This window comes from Streptomyces sp. SYP-A7185 (genome assembly GCF_046103685.1).
Lineage (GTDB): Bacteria > Actinomycetota > Actinomycetes > Streptomycetales > Streptomycetaceae > Streptomyces.
Window position 1 is genome coordinate 6,376,150 of sequence record NZ_CP122310.1, and the last position, 16,237, is coordinate 6,392,386.

General features: G+C 70.6%; 13 protein-coding genes. 4 read left to right on the top strand and 9 right to left on the bottom strand.

Annotated features, from left to right (window positions below; genetic code table 11):
- The first annotated feature begins 335 nt into the window (after window positions 1–335).
- Window positions 336–542, top strand: a complete 207-nt coding sequence (locus QBL25_RS28160) for a hypothetical protein (RefSeq protein WP_409059758.1) — start codon at window positions 336–338, stop codon at window positions 540–542.
- A 298-nt stretch (window positions 543–840) separates the two neighbouring features.
- On the opposite strand, the gene QBL25_RS28165 is transcribed toward QBL25_RS28160, so the two are convergent.
- Together QBL25_RS28165 and QBL25_RS28170 are read right to left on the bottom strand one after the other, a co-directional pair.
- Complete coding sequence (locus tag QBL25_RS28165; protein ID WP_409059759.1) at window positions 841–1,860, bottom strand: hypothetical protein; 1,020 nt, start codon at window positions 1,858–1,860, stop codon at window positions 841–843.
- Complete coding sequence (locus QBL25_RS28170) at window positions 1,857–2,507, bottom strand: hypothetical protein (RefSeq protein ID WP_409059760.1); 651 nt, start codon at window positions 2,505–2,507, stop codon at window positions 1,857–1,859. Before QBL25_RS28170 ends, QBL25_RS28165 begins: the two co-directional genes overlap by 4 nt.
- 170 nt (window positions 2,508–2,677) lie before the next feature.
- On the opposite strand from QBL25_RS28170, the gene QBL25_RS28175 reads away from it, so the two are divergent.
- Entirely contained in the window at window positions 2,678–3,172 is a 495-nt protein-coding gene (locus QBL25_RS28175; protein ID WP_409059761.1) for an HIT family protein, read from the top strand.
- 9 nt (window positions 3,173–3,181) lie between these two features.
- Here QBL25_RS28175 and QBL25_RS28180 read toward each other — a convergent pair whose 3' ends face one another.
- The 6 genes from QBL25_RS28180 to QBL25_RS28205 all read right to left on the bottom strand — a co-directional run bounded on the left by QBL25_RS28180 (window position 3,182) and on the right by QBL25_RS28205 (window position 11,809).
- A complete protein-coding gene (locus tag QBL25_RS28180; RefSeq protein WP_409059762.1) occupies window positions 3,182–5,602 on the bottom strand; it encodes a protein kinase domain-containing protein in 2,421 nt (806 codons plus the stop codon).
- A gap of 59 nt (window positions 5,603–5,661) precedes the next feature.
- On the bottom strand, window positions 5,662–6,528 hold the full coding sequence (locus tag QBL25_RS28185; protein WP_409059763.1) for a carbohydrate ABC transporter permease: 867 nt from the start codon (window positions 6,526–6,528) through the stop codon (window positions 5,662–5,664).
- A complete protein-coding gene (locus QBL25_RS28190) occupies window positions 6,529–7,452 on the bottom strand; it encodes a carbohydrate ABC transporter permease (RefSeq protein WP_409062802.1) in 924 nt (307 codons plus the stop codon).
- A 294-nt stretch (window positions 7,453–7,746) separates the two neighbouring features.
- Window positions 7,747–9,102: an extracellular solute-binding protein gene (locus QBL25_RS28195; RefSeq protein WP_409059764.1), complete on the bottom strand. Its 1,356-nt coding sequence runs from the start codon at window positions 9,100–9,102 to the stop codon at window positions 7,747–7,749.
- A gap of 236 nt (window positions 9,103–9,338) precedes the next feature.
- On the bottom strand, window positions 9,339–10,025 hold the full coding sequence (locus QBL25_RS28200; RefSeq protein ID WP_409059765.1) for a response regulator: 687 nt from the start codon (window positions 10,023–10,025) through the stop codon (window positions 9,339–9,341).
- Window positions 10,022–11,809, bottom strand: a complete 1,788-nt coding sequence (locus tag QBL25_RS28205) for an ATP-binding protein (RefSeq protein ID WP_409059766.1) — start codon at window positions 11,807–11,809, stop codon at window positions 10,022–10,024. The genes QBL25_RS28200 and QBL25_RS28205 overlap by 4 nt, the downstream gene beginning before the upstream one ends.
- Window positions 11,810–11,966: 157 nt before the next feature.
- Between QBL25_RS28205 and QBL25_RS28210 the strand changes: the two genes are divergently transcribed.
- Window positions 11,967–13,379: a cation:dicarboxylate symporter family transporter gene (locus QBL25_RS28210; protein ID WP_409059767.1), complete on the top strand. Its 1,413-nt coding sequence runs from the start codon at window positions 11,967–11,969 to the stop codon at window positions 13,377–13,379.
- Here the strand turns inward: QBL25_RS28210 and QBL25_RS28215 are convergent.
- Window positions 13,376–14,014 carry a TetR/AcrR family transcriptional regulator gene (locus QBL25_RS28215; RefSeq protein WP_409059768.1) on the bottom strand — a complete coding sequence of 213 codons (639 nt, stop codon included), beginning with the start codon at window positions 14,012–14,014 and terminating at the stop codon, window positions 13,376–13,378. The genes QBL25_RS28210 and QBL25_RS28215 overlap by 4 nt on opposite strands.
- 128 nt (window positions 14,015–14,142) lie before the next feature.
- Between QBL25_RS28215 and QBL25_RS28220 the strand changes: the two genes are divergently transcribed.
- Window positions 14,143–15,846: an MFS transporter gene (locus tag QBL25_RS28220; protein WP_409059769.1), complete on the top strand. Its 1,704-nt coding sequence runs from the start codon at window positions 14,143–14,145 to the stop codon at window positions 15,844–15,846.
- Window positions 15,847–16,237: the final 391 nt, after the last annotated feature.

Sequence of the window (16,237 nt, forward strand, 5' to 3'; positions counted from 1 at the left end):
ACATCGAGCAGGGGCCCAGGGGTGCCCGGACCCCAGGACTGCCAACCCTCGTGGAAGTAGTGAGCAGTCAGCACGGGTCCGTTGGGGCCCTTCGACACGTGGTCGGTCAGGTCTCTGCCCAGGGCTGACAGGAACTCTCTGACCCCAGCGTCCTCTTGGGCCGCTTGTCCGCTGCTCCAGCAGCCCAGCCAGCCCTTCCCCGCTGTCCGGCTTCCGGACCTCACGCATACCCAAAGGAGGTCGTTCCCTTGGCGGGGGTCGTGGATGATGTCGGCGATCAGACGGTCGGCATCGTTCAGCAGCACTGAGATCATGACGTTCACTCCCGTAGTGCAATGGAGGTCGGCGAGGTGGGCGACGCGCCACATCCGGAGAACGGTGCGGGCGCCCCGCCGGGAGCCGGGGTCTTCGTCCAGGGCTGCACCGACGAGACCGACCGCGATCCGCAGTGCCTCGGCGCTCGGCGCGGCGCCCCGCGTGACGTCCGGTCCACGGGCGATGGCGGCGTTGACCAAGGCCTGGAGGAGGCGGGTCAGCTGTAGGTCTGCGCCCGGACGGGTCATGCGGCGTACGGCGTCGGGTGCGTCCGGCGGGCCCCGCACGTCCTCGTATCTCGAGGACCAGAGCAGGAGGTTCGGCGGTTCCACGGGGTGCTCGCGCAGGTAGCCGAGTGGCCGAAGACCGAACGGGCGAGGATTTCCTGGGGGTGTCCCAGGTGGGGTGCCTTGGGGTGCTCGCCTGGGTCTGATCTCCTCCGCCTACCTGGACCCCGGGTAGTTGGGGTCCAGGTCGCAGTGACGGCTCATGCGGTAGCGGCAGTGGCGGCTGTGGCGGTGTCTGTCATCGGTTGATCGACTGGACTTCCTCGACCACCACGTCCTGGTCCGCGCCGAACTCGCCGTCGGGGAGCGCCACCGGTTCGTCCACCCCCGTGCCGGTCCAGCTGATCTCCCACGTGACGGTCGCCTTGAGCGGGTACGAGCCGTTGCCGGAGGAGCGCAGGTACTTCACGCCGCAGGGCGGGTCCTGCTCCGACTTCCCCTTGGCGTACGGCTCGCCGATCTTGCCGTCCTTGATGGGGCAGGCACCTGAGGCGGGGTAGGTCTCGGCGTCCTTGGTCCCGGGGTCGATCTTCAGCGACACCGGTTGGGCCGTGGTCGTCGCCTCGATGCCGATGTCGGGGACGGAGGCCGTCACCGACACCGGCTTGAACTCCGTCGCGTCCAGCCAGGCCCAGGTCGGCAGATTGACCTTCGTCTCGCCTTCGGGGGCGAGGGTGACCTCGGTGCCGGGTACGCGGATCTCGGCGTACGCGAGCTTGGCGAGCATCTCCGGAGTGATCGCCTCGGGGATGTCGGCCGGGGGCGGGTCGCCCTTGTCGACCCAGAAGGTCTCCTCGTCACAGCTGTTCCAGCCGGGCGGATAGGTCTTGTTGGGGAAGGACGTCCACCAGAAGCCCTTGCCCGTCTTGTCCATGTTGAAGTCCTTGTACGGCTCGCCCTCCACGTACCGCTTCCGCTGCTTCAAGTCCCACTCGTGGCCGGTCGACTCGGCCTGCCAGATCGGCTCGACGTACTTCTTGAACTCCGCGGGGGAGTAGGTGGGGGCGTACCAGCAGGGGGGCGGGGTCCAGTTCGTCGCCGGGGTGACGGCACCGGCCTTGGGCCCGGAGCCGTTCTTGGAACGGTCGTAGACGATGCCGCCCGCCGTGGCGGAGACCGTTCCGTCGTCATCGGCGTTGCCGGAGACTTCGGGATTCTGGGCTCCGCCCCCGATTTCGTTGTCGGCCACCGCCGGTGCGGCTGACAGGAGCACGCAGCCGAGGGCTGCGAGAGTCGCTGTTTTCAAACGAGTCTTCATGGCTGGCACTTGGCACTCCCCCGAGTCGAATTGAGCTGTGTGGTGACCCAGACGCCCGCGTCGTTCCTCTGTAGCTTGGCGGCGTAGAGGACGTAACTGTTCTTCGTCGCGGGAGTCTTCTTGACCGTGTCTTTCTTGAGGTACTTGTCGTAAGCCTTGCTCTGGTCCTCGCAGTAGACGAGGGAAGCCGAGCTGCCGTCGACGCTCACGGTCGGGTCGTAGTAGCGGTAGGCGCCGGTGGTCCGCGCCTTCGCGTCGACGTAGGCCTTGATGAACTTCTGCGTCTGGGCGGCGGCTTCCCCTTCGTAGTAGAAGCGGTAGGCCTTGTTGGCCGGGTCCTGCTCGGCGATGGCCATGTCGACCGCCTTGATGGACTGCTCGGCGTCGGCCAAGATCGCCTCGTGGTCCTTCTTGCCCGTCTTGCGCCAGTCGAAGGCGTACGTCAGATCCGCGGGCAGGTCGACCTTCGGGCGATCGGCGACCTCCGAGGCCGGCTCGCTGGGCTTCTCGGACTTCTTGGCGCCTCCGTCATCCGCTCCAGCGATCTTGTCGCTGTCCTTGGAATCGTCGCTGCCGCCGCAGGAAGAAAGCAGCAGAGCCGCGGACACGGCCAATGCGGACGTCGCCAGACGGAGAGGGCGGTTCACTGGAGGCTCCTGGTGAGGGTCGGAGTTGGCGCGAGTTCAGCACGCTAGTGGGCGCTGATCGGCTGCACCAGAGAGAAATCTGCCCAGCAATGGGGCGGCAGGGGCTTATCCCGGTGAATCCGGGCGAGGGATTTCCCTCACAAGCGGCGAAACAGGAATGAGGAGTTCTCGTGGAGATACGCCGGCACGCCATGGATCTCGAGGCCTATATGGAGCGGTCCCGCAGCGGTCCTTGTTTCCTCTGCGCGTTCGTCGCCAAAGATCCCGCCTTCGACCATCACACCGTGTACGAGGACGACGACCACATCGCGTTCCTCGACCGGTGGCCCACTCTCCCCGGCAAGCTCCTCGTCGCGCCGAAGGCCCACGTCGAGCACGTCGTCCGCGATCTCGACGAGGAGGCGTACACGCGGATCATGCTCGTCGTACGGAAGGTCGCCCTCGCCCTGGAGCAGGTTCTCGACGCCGAGCGGACCTACCTCTACTCCCTCGGCAGCCAGGAAGGGAACAGCCACCTCCACTGGCACATCGCCGCCCTGCCGCCCGGAGTCCCGTACGCCGAGCAGCAGTTCCACGTCCTCATGACCGAGAACGGCGTGCTGGACATGGCGCCGCAGGACCTGGCCGACCTCGCCGCGCGGCTACGGGCCGCCGTCGGGTCCTGACCCCGCGCCCTACTGCTTCGTCGGCTCGTACTTCTTCTCCACCTTGCCGATCTCCGTCCACGCGTCCCCGTCCCGGCGGTCGAACCACACCGGCCGTTCGCGTGCCGAGCGGCGCTTCTCGAAGGAGACCTCCGCGAGGACGCCGTTGACCGAGACACCCTGGATCTCGCGGTCCAGGGTGTGCCGCAGGGACGTGGCCGAGCCCTCCGCCGGGAGTTTCTCGAGCGCCGTGGCCAGGGCGAGCGCCCCGTCGTACAGCTCCTGGTTTCCGCGTGCGGGGAGGTTGTCGTCGGGCTCGCCCGAGTAGTTCCGGGTGCGCACGATTCCCTCGGGCAGGGGCTTGTCCCGCTCCTTTGACGACGCCCGCTCCTTGGAGTCCTCGCAGACGCCGTTCGGACGGCTCTGGGTCAGCACCGGGCCGGTGAACCCGCTGGCCCTGAGCTTCTTGGCCCATACGGCGATGTCCGTACCGGTGGGCACCACGACCGCGTCCGCCCGCGCCCCGGCGACCAGCCCAGGGATCTGCGACGTTCTCACCTTGTCCTGGCTGACGTCCAGCGCCTCGGCGCTCACGCCGGCCTTGCGCAGACCGGTGCCGACGCCGTCCTCGCGGTCCGCCCAGATCTTGTCCTCGGCCACCAGCACCCGGCGCGCCCCGGTCCGCGTCAGGAGGTACTCGCCCATCGCCTCGCCCTGCCGCGCCTCGTCGGGCGGGATCGCGAAGGCGCCGTCGGGGTGGGCCACGTCGTAACACGTGCTGATCTCCGGCAGGAACGCCTCGTCCGTGTCGTGCACCCAGGAGAAGTCGACGGTGTCCCCGATGACGGCGAGCATGTCCGGGTGCTCGGCCAGCAGCTCGCGGGAGGTCGTGTCCGGGTCGGCCACCACGGGGACGACACGGAAGCGGCTGCCGCTCTTGGCGCCCAGCGCCTCGGCGAACGCGGACTCGACGGTACGTTTCTGCTGCGTCGTGAACTGCTTGAACTCCGACCTCTCGTACGTGTCGCCGCCGCCACCGGAGCCCTCGGCGCCTACGTGCGTGTAGCTGTGGGCGACGCCGATCGTGTACGTGGCCGAGGAGCCCCCGGTGCCGGACGCGGACCCGGTGTCGGACGCGGCGAGGGACCGTATGCCGAGCCCGGCCGGGATACCGACCGCCAGGACCAGCGCGGCGGGGATCAGCAGCCGCCGTGCGCGCGAGCGGCGGGAGCGTGGCTCGGGGGTGGCGGGGTCCTTGCGGACGGCCGCCGAGGGCCGGGACCGGGGGACGGCATCCTGCACGTCGGCCGTCGCGGGGCGGCCCGCGACGTGCCTCACCGGCTCAACCCCGTCCGGAGACGCGTCCGCCGGGGTCGCCCCGGCCGGAGACGGGTTCGCCGGAGCCGCGTCGGACGGAGCCGCCCCGGCCGGAATCACCCTGGCCGGAGACGGGTTCGCCGGATTCGCGTCCGCCGGATTCGCGTCGGCCGGAGCCACATCCGCCGGTGGCGCCCCGTCCGGAGCCGCGTCCGCCGGAGTCGCCTCCGCCAGCGCCGCATCGGCCAGTTCAGCCGTCGCCCCCGTTGCCGCCTCCGCCCCTTCCGCCGCCTCCGCCCCCGTCATCCCCAAGATCCGCTCAAGCACCGCCCCCGCGTCCCCCGGCCGGTCCGCCGGGTTCTTGGCGAGGAGGTCGAGGACGAGGCGCTCCACCGGTGCCGGTACCTCCGCCCGCGCCCGCGACGGCCGCAGCGGGGCGTCGTTGACGTGGTTGTACATGACGCCCGCCGCCGTGCCGGTGAACGGCGGCCTGCCGACCAGGAGTTCATAGAGGACGCAGCCCAGGGCGTACAGGTCGGTGCGTCCGTCGCCCGTCTCCTGGCGGAACCGTTCCGGCGCCAGGTACGGCACGCTGCCGAACGGCAGTTGCCCGGTCCGGGTGAGCCGGGAGTCGTCCGTGACGCCCTCCATGAACGTCGCGATGCCGAAGTCGACGAGCTTGGCGGTGCCGTCCGGCGCGATCATGACGTTGCCGGGCTTGATGTCGCGGTGGACGACGCCCGCCGAGTGCGCCGCGTCCAGGGCGCGGCAGATGTCCGCCGCCCAGCGCAGCGCGTCCGCCACCGGCACCCGGATGCTCTCGCGCAGCACGCGGTCGAGCGACCGTCCCTGTACCAGGGCCATCACCAGGTACGCGGTGTCGCCGTCCGTGCCGTGGTCGTGGACGGCGACGATGTACGGGCTGTCCAGCGAGGCCGCGGCACGGGCCTCCTGCCGGAACCGCGCCAGGAGCTGCGCCGGCTCGTCCGCACCGGACCGCTCCGGCGGCACGAAGACCTTGACCGCCACCTCACGGCCCAGGCTCCGGTCCCGCGCCCGCCACACCTCTCCCATGCCGCCCGCACCGAGCCGCTCCAGCAACTCGTACCGGCCGTCCAGCAAACGCCCCCGCATGTGCCCTCCCTCTGACCGGGCGATCGTAGCCAGTGGGCCGGGCGCTCCGAAGGGTCCGGTCAGCCCTTCACCGCACCTCCCAGAGCGAAGCCTCCGCCCAGACGGCGCGATATCAGGACGTACAGGAGGATCACCGGGGTGGAGTAGATGATCGAGAACGCCGCCAACTGGCCGTAGACCACCGTCCCCTTGTTGCCGAAGAAGTCGTTGATGCTGACCGACGCCGGCATCTGCTCCGGGGTCAGGAGCAGCATGAACGGGACGAAGAAGTTGCCCCACATCATCACGAACGAGAAGACCGTCACCACCGCCACCCCGGGACCCATCAGGGGCAGCACGATCCGCAGCAGCGACTGGAACGACGAGGCGCCGTCCGTCCAGGCCGCCTCCTCGAGCTCCTTCGGCACGCCGTCCATGAAGTTCTTCATCAGCCAGATGGCGAAGGGGAGTTGGGACGCGGCGAAGAAGAAGATCGTGCCCTGCATGGTGTCGATCAGGTCGACCTGGACGAACAGCGCGTACACCGGGACCATGATCGCCGTGATCGGCAGGCTCGTCGCGAAGAGGATCGTCAGCATGAACGGGCGGTTCAGGCGGGACCTGAAGCGGGAGAGCGGGTACGCGGCGAGCGCCGCGCACACCACCGTCAGGACGGTGCCGCCGCCGCACAGGAGCAGGCTGTTGAGCAGAGGGGTGAAGGTGATCTCGGGGGTCAGGACCGCGTCGTAGTTGTCCAGGGTGATGCCGTCGGGGACCTTCACCTTCAGGTCGGCCTCGGTGTCGAGCGAGGACAGGACCACCCAGGCCAGCGGCAGCACGAACGCGGCCGCGACCACGAGCAGGCCCACGTCCGCCGCGAGCCGGCGTGTCGTACGGCGGGAACGCAGGCTGCGGGCAGGGGACTTCAGGGAGCTGGCGGACGACACTCAGACCTCCGTGCGGAGCAGGCGCATGTAGACGAGGGAGAAGAGTGAGCCGACGACCAGGAGCAGGAGCGCCACCGCCGTGCCGTAACCGATCATGCTCTTCTGGAAGGCCTGTTCGTACATGAACAGGGGAAGGGTCTGGCTGCGGTTTCCCGGTCCGCCGCGTGTCATCACCCAGATCAGACCGAAGACGGAGAGGGTCTGGAGGGTGTTCAGCATCAGGTTCGTGCCGATGGAGCGGCGGATCATCGGCAGCGTGATGTGCCACATGCGGCGCCAGCCGCCCGCGCCGTCCACCTCGGCGGCCTCGGTGATCTCCTTGGGGATCTCGTTCAGGGCCGCCGAGTAGACCAGCATCGAGAACGCCGTCCCGCGCCACACGTTGGCGAACGACACCGCCAGGATCGGCAGCGTGTACATCCAGTTCTGGTCCGGGAGGTGCAGGAAGTCCAGGACCGCGTTGAGGGTGCCCTCGCGGCGGAAGAACGCGTACAGGAGGAAGGCCGCCACCACCTCGGGCAGCACCCACGCGGTGATCACGATCGCGCCGGTGATCGTGCGGACCGGCTTGGACGCCCGCTGCATCAGGGAGGCGAGCGCGAGGCCGATGGTGTTCTGCCCGATGAGCGAGGACACGACGGTGAAGACCAGGGTCAGCCACACGGCGTTGAGGAACGCCTCGTCGCCGAAGGCCTGCCGGAAGTTGTCGAGCCCGACGAAGCTCGACTCCGCCTGGCCGGTGAGCTGGAGGTCGGTGAAGGCGATGTAGGCGCAGTAGCCGATGGGCCCCGCGAGGAAGAGGAGCAGCAGGACGACGGCGGGGGAGACGGGCAGCGCGCGGGACAGGGCGCGGCCCGTCCGCTTGCGGCGGGACGGCGGCCGCGCGGGGCGCGGGGCGCTCGGCCCCGGCGCGGTCTTCGCGATGTCGCCGGGCCCGGCGGGGGGTGCGGTGGTCACCTCGGGACACTCACTTCCCTTGCGTACGGATGGCGCTCACTTTCCGTGCCCTTGGACGCGTACGGGGGCGCCCGCTCGGACGCGTATGGCGCGCGCCCGCTTGGCCGCGTCCACGGGCGGCTGTGCGCGCGGGGCGGCGCGGCGGCCGGTCCGCGTGGGGCGGTGCGTACGGTGCACGCACCGCACCGCAACACCCCGCCCGGCGGCCCGGCGGCCCGGCGGCCCGGCGGCCCGGCGTACCGCGTCCCCGCGGCCACTGGGCTACTTCTCGACGACCTTGCCGTTGGTCGCCGCCTTGACCTCGCTGTCGTACTCGCTCGCTGCCTCGGCCACGGACGCGTCGCCCGTCGTGACCTTCTCCATGGCCTCCTGCACCGCGGTGGACACCCGCGGGTAGGCCGGGAACGCGGGCCGGTAGTGCGTGGAGGACACCAGGTCCGTGAAGAACTTCAGGCCGGGCTGCGCCTTGAGGTACGCGGGGTCGGCGGCGACGTCCTTGCGGACCGCGATGCCCGAGTTCGCCACGTACCACTTCTGGGCGTTGGCCTTGGTCTGCATCTGCTCGATGAACTTGAAGGCCAGGCCGGGGTTGGACGCCTTGGACGGGATCGCCCAGGTCCAGCCGCCGGACATGCTCACCTTGCCGGGGGCCTGGCCGTTCTGGGTCGGCATGTGGGCCAGGCCCAGCTCCTTCGGCCACTCGGGCCACTCGTGGCCCGCGCCCTTGCCCCAGTCCTGCGGCAGCCAGGAGCCGTCGAGGTTGATGCCGAGCTTGTTCTCGGGGAGCAGTTCACCGCGCACCCGGGTGGCGAAGTTCGGGTCGAGGGCGTCGGAGACCTCGGGGCCGAGCTTCTCCTTGTAGACCGTCTCGACGAACTCCAGGGAGTCCTTGAAACCCTGGCTGCCGGTGACCCACTTCTCCGACGCCGGGTCGTACATGGGGTCCTTGCCCGTCCCGTACAGGAGCATCTCCATGCCCTGCATGGTGGCCGCCTCGCCCGCGGGCTTGCCCGTGTAGACGTTCAGGGGGGTGACGCCGGGGACCTTCTTCTTGATGGTCCGGGCCGCCTCCAGGACGTCGTCCCAGGTCTTGGGCTGCCAGTCGGCGGGCAGCCCGGCCTTCTTGAAGATGCTCTTGCTGAACCACAGGCCGCGGGTGTCGGTGCCGTCCGGCACGCCGTACGTCTTCCCGTCCGCCGCCTTCGCCGCCGACTTGGACGTGTCGATGAACTGGTCCCAGTCCTTCCACTTGTTCAGGTACGCGTCGAGCGGCCGCAGGTACCCGCTGGTGATGTCCGAGTTGATGAGGAAGGTGTCCTCGTAGACCAGGTCGGGCGCGGTCTTGGGGGAGCGCATCATCTGCTGGAGCTTGGTGTAGTACTCGGAGTCCGGGGCCTTGATCGGCACCAGCTCGACCTTCTTGCCGGGGTTCGCCTTCTCGAACTGCTTCTTGATGTCCGCCAGATAGGTGTCCATGACCTTGATCTGGTTGTCCGTGGACTGCTTGAAGGAGACCTTCACGGTGTCCGGGTCGTCGCCGGAGTCCCCGCCGCACGCGGTGAGGGTGCAGGCGGCGACCAGGGCGGTGGCGAGGAGCAGAGGGGTGGTGGGACGCACGGGCACGACCTCCTACTGGCCGACGCGGCCGGGTTACCACGCAGGGCGCAACGCGGGGCTGCCCGGTGAACGTAAGGGCGGCCTCCGAGCAAGGTCAATGCCCGTGCGTCGCCCCTTGTCATCAACGTGACAACGTTGTTGTCCGAGGTGGTGCCGGGGGGCCGCCGGGGTGTGCGCGCCCGGTCAACCGGCGCGCCCGGAGGGGGACTTGGGGCCCCGGGGAGGGGTTCGGGGCGTCAGGTGTTCGACGTCAGCCAGCGGTAGGCGTACTCGGGGCGGCCCACGTGGCCGTACTGCGGGGTGCGGGCGGCGCGGCCCGTGGTGACCAGGTGCTCCAGGTAACGCCGTGCGGTGATACGGGAGATGCCCACGGCCTCGGCTGCGGTCGCGGCGGTGACGCCCGCCGCGGGGGCGTCGCGCAGGGCCCGGGTCACCCGCTCCAGGGTGGGTCCGCTGAGCCCTTTGGGCAGGGCGGCGGGGCCGGGCGCGCGCAGGGTGGCCAGGGCGCGGTCCACCTCGTCCTGGCCGGTGGCCTCGCCCGCGGCGGTACGGAACTCGGCGTACCGGGTGAGGCGGTCGCGGAGGGTGGCGAAGGTGAAGGGCTTGAGCACGTACTGGACGACGCCGAGGGACACGCCCTCGCGGACGACCGTGAGATCGCGGGCCGAGGTGACGGCGATGACGTCCGTGCGGTGGCCCGCGGCGCGCAGGGTGCGGGCCAGCTGGAGGCCGTGGCCGTCGGGGAGGTGGAGGTCCAGGAGCAGGAGGTCGACCTCCGTGCGGTCCAGGGCGCGTTTCGCCTCGGCCGCGCTGTGCGCCTTGCCCACGGCGTGGAAACCGGGGATGCGGTTCACGTACAGGACGTGGGCGTCGGCGGCCACGGGGTCGTCCTCCACGACCAGGACACGAATGGGCTCGGTCACGTGGTGCCTCCGTCTATTACGTCCGCCGTACGGTCGTGCTCGCCACGGGGTGCCGCCTTGCGCCGATCCCCGGGCGCGGCCGATCCGTCGGCCCTCGGCCCCGCTGCGTCACCGTCACTTGCCCCCGCCTCGCGGCCGGGGTCCGGCAGAGGCGGCTGCCCGCCCCCGGCCCCCGCCCCCCGGCCGGCGCCGGCCGCGCGGAGGTGGACCTCGAATTCCGCGCCGCCGCCGGGCGCCTCGCGCACCCTGAGTGTTCCCTCGTGCTTCGTCACCGTCTGGTGGACCAGGGCCAGGCCCAGGCCGCGGCCCGCCGTGGCCTTCGTGGACCAGCCGCGGCGGAAGACCGCCTCCGTGTGGGCGGGGTCGACGCCGGGCCCCGTGTCGGTGACCCGCAGGGTCAGCCCGGCCTCGTCGGCGCGTGCCGTCACCGTCACGCGGGCCGCGGGCGAGCCCTGGGCCGCGTCCACCGCGTTGTCGATCAGGTTGCCCAGGACGGTCACCAGGTCGCGCGCCGGCAGCTCCGCGGGCAGCATCCCGTCGTCGATGCTGCTGTCGGGGGAGACGACGAGCTCCACGCCGTGCTCGTTCGCCTGCGCGGCCTTGCCCAGGAGCAGGGCGGCCAGCACCGGCTCGCTCACGGCCGCGACCACCTGGTCCGTCAGCGTCTGCGCCAGCTCAAGCTCGGCGGTGGCGAAGTCCACGGCCTCGTCGGCGCGGCCCAGTTCGATCAGGGAGACCACCGTGTGGAGGCGGTTCGCCGCCTCGTGGGCCTGCGAGCGCAGCGCCCGCGTGAAGCCGCGCTCGGAGTCCAGCTCACCGGTCAGGGACTGGAGTTCGGTGTGGTCGCGCAGGGTGACCACCGTCCCGCGCCGCTCGCCGCTCGACACGGGCGAGGTGTTCACCACGACCACCCGGTCCGTCGTCAGGTGCAGCTCGTCCACCCGCGGCTCGGCCGCGAGCAGCGCGCCGGTCAGCGGCGCGGGCAGACCCAGCTCGGCGACGTTCCGGCCGACCGGGTCGCCCGAGACCCCGAGCAGTTCGCGGCCCCCGTCGTTGATGAGGGCGATGCGCCGCTGCCCGTCCAGCATCAGGAGCCCCTCGCGCACCGCGTGCAGCGCGGCCTCGTGGTAGTCGTGCATCCGGCTCAGCTCGGCGGCGTTCATGCCGTGGGTGTGGCGCCGCAGCCGGGCGTTGATGACGTACGTGCCGAGGCCGCCCAGCGCGAGCGCGCCCGCCGCGACGCCGAGCAGGGCGAGCAGCTGGCCGCGCGCCTTCTGGCTGATCTCCTCGATGGTGATGCCCGCGCTGACCAGGCCGGTGATGCGGTCCGTGCCGTCGGCGGCGTGGATCGGCGTGACCACGCGCACCGAGGGGCCCAGCGTCCCGGTGTACGTCTCGGTGAAGGTCCTGCCCCGCAGCGCCTGTGCCCGGTGGCCGAGGAAGCGCTCCCCGATCTGCTCCTCGTCGGGGTGCGTCCAGCGGATGCCGTCCGGGTCCATGATCGTGACGAAGTCGACCCCGGTGTGGCGGCGCACGTCGCTCGCGTACGGCTGGAGGGTCTTCGTCGGGTCCGGGCCGAGCGCCGCCTCGCGCACGGAAGGGGAGTCGGCGACCGCCCGCGCCGCGGCCGTCGCCTGGCGCCGCGCGCCCTCCTCGGCCTGCTGCCGGTCGCTCAGGAACGTGAACAGGGCACATCCGGCCACCACGACGGTGACCAGCACGATCTGCATCGCGAAGAGCTGCCCGGCGAGGCTGCGGGGCCGGGACGGGCGGGCGAGGGGCATGGGGCCAGTCTGCCTCGCCCGATCAGCACGAACTAAATGAACGTAAGGGTGACCGCCCTCACAGGGCGAGAGATAGTCACCCGAGATTCGCCTGCCCAGGACGTGAGCCGCACGCACTGGCCGAAAACGCCGACGTAGTCGTTCAAGGAGGGCCCTCGTGGCCGACACCACCGACAGCCAGGTGGCCAAGGCTCCCGCAGCCAAACGGGACCGAACCCACTATCTGTACATCGCCGTCATCATCGCCGTGGTTCTCGGTATCGGTGTCGGCCTGCTCTTCCCGGACTTCGCCAAGGAGCTCAAGCCGGTCGGCACCGGCTTCGTGAACCTGATCAAGATGATGATCTCGCCGATCATCTTCTGCACGATCGTCCTGGGCGTCGGATCCGTCCGCAAGGCCGCCAAGGTCGGCAAGGTCGGCGGTCTCGCGCTCGGCTACTTCGTCGCGATGTCGGTCGTCGCGCTCGCCATCGGTCTGCTGGTCGGCAACATCCTGCACCCGGGCTCGGGCATGGACATCTCCGACTCCGAGAAGGGCGCCGGTCACGACGCGGCCGAAGAGGCGAACAAGGGCCTGGTCGACTTCGCGCTCGGCATCATCCCCAAGACGCTCGTCTCCGCCTTCACCGAGGGCGAGGTCCTCCAGACGCTCCTCGTCGCGCTGCTCGTGGGCTTCGCGCTCCAGGCCATGGGCCGCTCCGGAGAACCGATCCTGCGCGGCATCGGGCACATCCAGCGCCTCGTCTTCCGCGTGCTCGGCATGATCATGTGGGCCGCCCCGGTCGGCGCGTTCGGCGCGATGGCTGCGGTGGTCGGCGAGACCGGCACGGACGCCCTGAAGGCCCTGGCCACGATCATGATCGGCTTCTACGTCACCTGTGCGCTGTTCATCCTGATCGTGCTCGGCACGCTGCTGCGCCTGGTGACCGGCGTCAGCCTCTTCAAGCTCCTGAAGTACCTGGGCCGCGAGTTCCTCCTGATCCTGTCCACCTCCTCGTCCGAGTCCGCGCTGCCGCGGCTCATCGCGAAGATGGAGCACCTGGGCGTCAGCCGCCCGGTCGTCGGCATCACCGTCCCGACGGGCTACTCCTTCAACCTCGACGGCACGATGATCTACCTGACCATGTCGTCGCTCTTCATCGCCGAGGCGATGGACCAGCCGCTGGGCGTGGGCGAGCAGATCTCCCTGCTCCTGTTCATGATGATCGCGTCCAAGGGCGCGGCGGGCGTCTCCGGTTCCGGCATCGCGGTCCTCGCCAGCGGCCTCCAGTCGCACAAGCCGGGCCTGGTGGACGGCGTCGGTCTGATCATCGGCGTCGACCGCTTCATGAGCGAGGCGCGCGCCCTGACCAACTTCGCCGGCAACGCGGTGGCGACGCTCCTGATCGGCACGTGGACCAAGGAGGTCGACCGGCAGCGGGTCGACGACGTCCTCGCCGGACGCCTGCCGTTCGACGAGAAGACGCTGCTCGACGAGGGTGAGCCCGAGCGGCAGGACGTCGACCCGGACGCGGCGGACGGTGTCCCCGCGCAGCCGGACGCCGTGGAGAAGAAGTCCCTGACGGCCTAGCCGTCGACGGTCGCGGCCCTGCGGTCGGCGACCCTGGTCACCAGTTCGGTGGCGCGTGAGGCGGGCAGGCCCGCCGCGGTCAGAAACGTGATCGCGGTGGACCTGCCCGCCTCTTGTGCCGGTACGACACCGTCGTTCACGGCCTCCATCACGGCGAACAGAATCCCTTCGAGGACGTAGCCGAGCGCCCGCGTCGGCAGCGGCGTCACGAACGTGCCGTCTTCCAGGCCGCGCCGGAACATCTCCATGCCGGACTCGTGGACCCCGCCGAGCCGCTCGCGCATGCCGCTCATCGTCACGCTCCGCTGGGCCAGGGACAGCAGCAGGCGGTAGCGGTCGGCCACGTCCCAGACGGCGAGCAGCGAGCTGGCCACCGCCTCCGCGGGGTCGTCGACACCCTTGCGGCCCGCCTCGTGCGCGGTCTCCACCGCGGCGACCGCCCGCTCCACGATGGCCTCGACCAGCGCGTCACGGCTGGGGAAGTGCCCGTACACCGTGCGGCGCACGACGCCCGCGGCGCGCGCGATCTGGTCCATGGACGCGTCGGGGTCGCGCAGCAGCTCGGCGACGGCGACGTCAAGGATGCGGCGGCGGTTGGCATCGGCTCTGACGCTGCTCGCTGGGCGGGGGTTCATGGCCCCATTCTGCCCACTCGGCGGCAGCACCGCTCCCCCCATTTGCACATAGGTGTGCAACATCGGGTATCTTGCACAGCAGTGTGTAGTTGCACAGGCTTGTGCAAGAAGGGATGGGTGGAATCCGGATGTCTCTGCTGATCAAGGAACCGGTCGAACGGATGGATCGCCCGTACGCCCGCCGCTGGTGGGCCCTGGGCGTGCTCTGTCTGAGTCTGCTCATCGCCGTGATGGCGAACACCGCGCTGACGGTGGCCGCGCCCGACATGACCATGGACCTCGGCCTGACCAGCTCCGACCTCCAGTGGGTCATCGACGCCTACACCGTCCCGTACGCCGCGCTGATGCTGCTGCTCGGCGCGATCGGCGACAAGTACAGCCGCCGGGGCGCCCTGGTGCTCGGCCTGGTGATCATGTCCGTCGGTGCCGCCGCGGGCTCGGTGGTCGACAGCTCGACGGCGGTCATCGCGGTCCGCGCGGTCATGGGCGTCGGCGCGGCGCTGATCATGCCCGCCACGCTGTCGCTGCTCGCGGCGACCTTCCCGCGCGCGGAGCGGGCCAAGGCGATCACCATCTGGGCGGCCACGTCCGGCATCGCGATCGCCGCCGGTCCGCTGATCGCCGGCGCACTGCTGCGGGACAACGGCTGGCACGCCACGTTCCTGATCAACATCCCGGTGGCGGTACTCGCGATCATCGGCGCGTTCGTCCTCGTACCGCCGTCGAAGGCGGCGCGGCACGGCCGGATCGACTACGTGGGCGGACTGCTCTCGGTCGTCTGGGTGGGCTCCCTGATCTTCATGATCATCGATGGTCCGCACTTCGGGTGGGGCGTGCGCGCCGTCTCCGCCGCCGTGGTGGCCGGCCTCGGTCTGGTCGCCTTCGTCCTCTGGGAGCTGCGGCACCCGCGCCCGGTCCTCGACGTACGCAAGTTCGCCCGGCGCGGCTTCGCGGGCTCGAACCTGGCCGTGGCGCTCTTCTTCCTCGCGGTGTTCGGCGCCTTCTACTACCTGACCCAGCACCTCCAGTTCGTCCTCGCCTACGACCCGCTGGAGACCGGCGTCCGCATGCTGCCGCTGGCCGGTGCGGTCTTCGTCGGCTCGGCGGTCACCGGGATCCTCGCGCCGCGCATCGGCGGCAAGATCATGGTGGTGGCGGGCATGGTCGGCGGCACGGTGGCGCTCGCCCTCCTGACGCGGATCGACGCGGGCTCCACGTACGCGGACTTCGTGCCGTCGCTGATCGTCCTCGGGCTGTCGCTCGGCTTCGCGGTCTCGCCGTGCACGGACGTCATCATGGGCGCGTTCCCCGAGTCGGAGCTCGGCGTCGGCGGCGCGGTCAACGACACCTCGCTGGAGCTCGGCGGCTCGCTCGGCATCGCGGTGCTCGGCTCGGTCCTCGCGGGCGCGTACTCGTCGAAGTTGTCCGACGAGGCGGCGGGCAGCAAGCTTCCGGCCTCCGCGCTCGACACGGCCCAGGACTCCGTGGGCGCGGGCAACGGCGTGGCGCAGGGTATCGCCGAGCAGGCGCGCGAACTCTCGGAGAAGGCGGCGAAGGCGTCCTCGCCCCAGGAGGCCGCGCAGCTCAAGTCGCAGGCGCAGGAACTCGCCGGGGGCGCGCACCAGATGGCGGACGCGGTGGGCTCCGCGTTCTCCGACGCCGTGGCCCACACCAGCCTGGTCGGCGCGGTGATCCTGGGCGTGGGGACCGTGGTCGTCGCGGTGCTGCTGCCGGGGCGGCGGAAGGCGGCGGAGAGCGCTGCCGGGGCCTCCGCGGAAACGGAAGAGCCCGCGGAGACCCCGGAGGTCGCCGAGACCGCGGGGCGGCGGTGATCCCGGGGAGGTCGTGATCCCGGAGGGGCGGTGATCCCGGGGAGGTCGTGATTCCGGTGTGTGCCGGGGGAGGGGTTCAGTCGCCTCCCCCGGCTTCGTTCGTCGGCGGGCATGGCGGGCATGGCGGTCGCGGCGGGCATGCGGGCGTGGCGGTCACGGCGGTGTGGCGGGATCGCGGGGGCGGTCGGGGCGTGTGCCGGGGGAGGGTTCCGCCATCCAGGTGGGCGCGTGCGCGAACTGTTGACTCTTGTTCAAACCTGCCAGTAACTTCAGCGTTGCACCACTGAGAATCGCCAGAAGCCGCTGAAGCCTGCCCAAATCACCTTCAGGGCAAGGCTGTTGGCGCGCCCGTGGCCTGCCCGCTCCTCCCCGGGACCGCCCCCCATCGGAT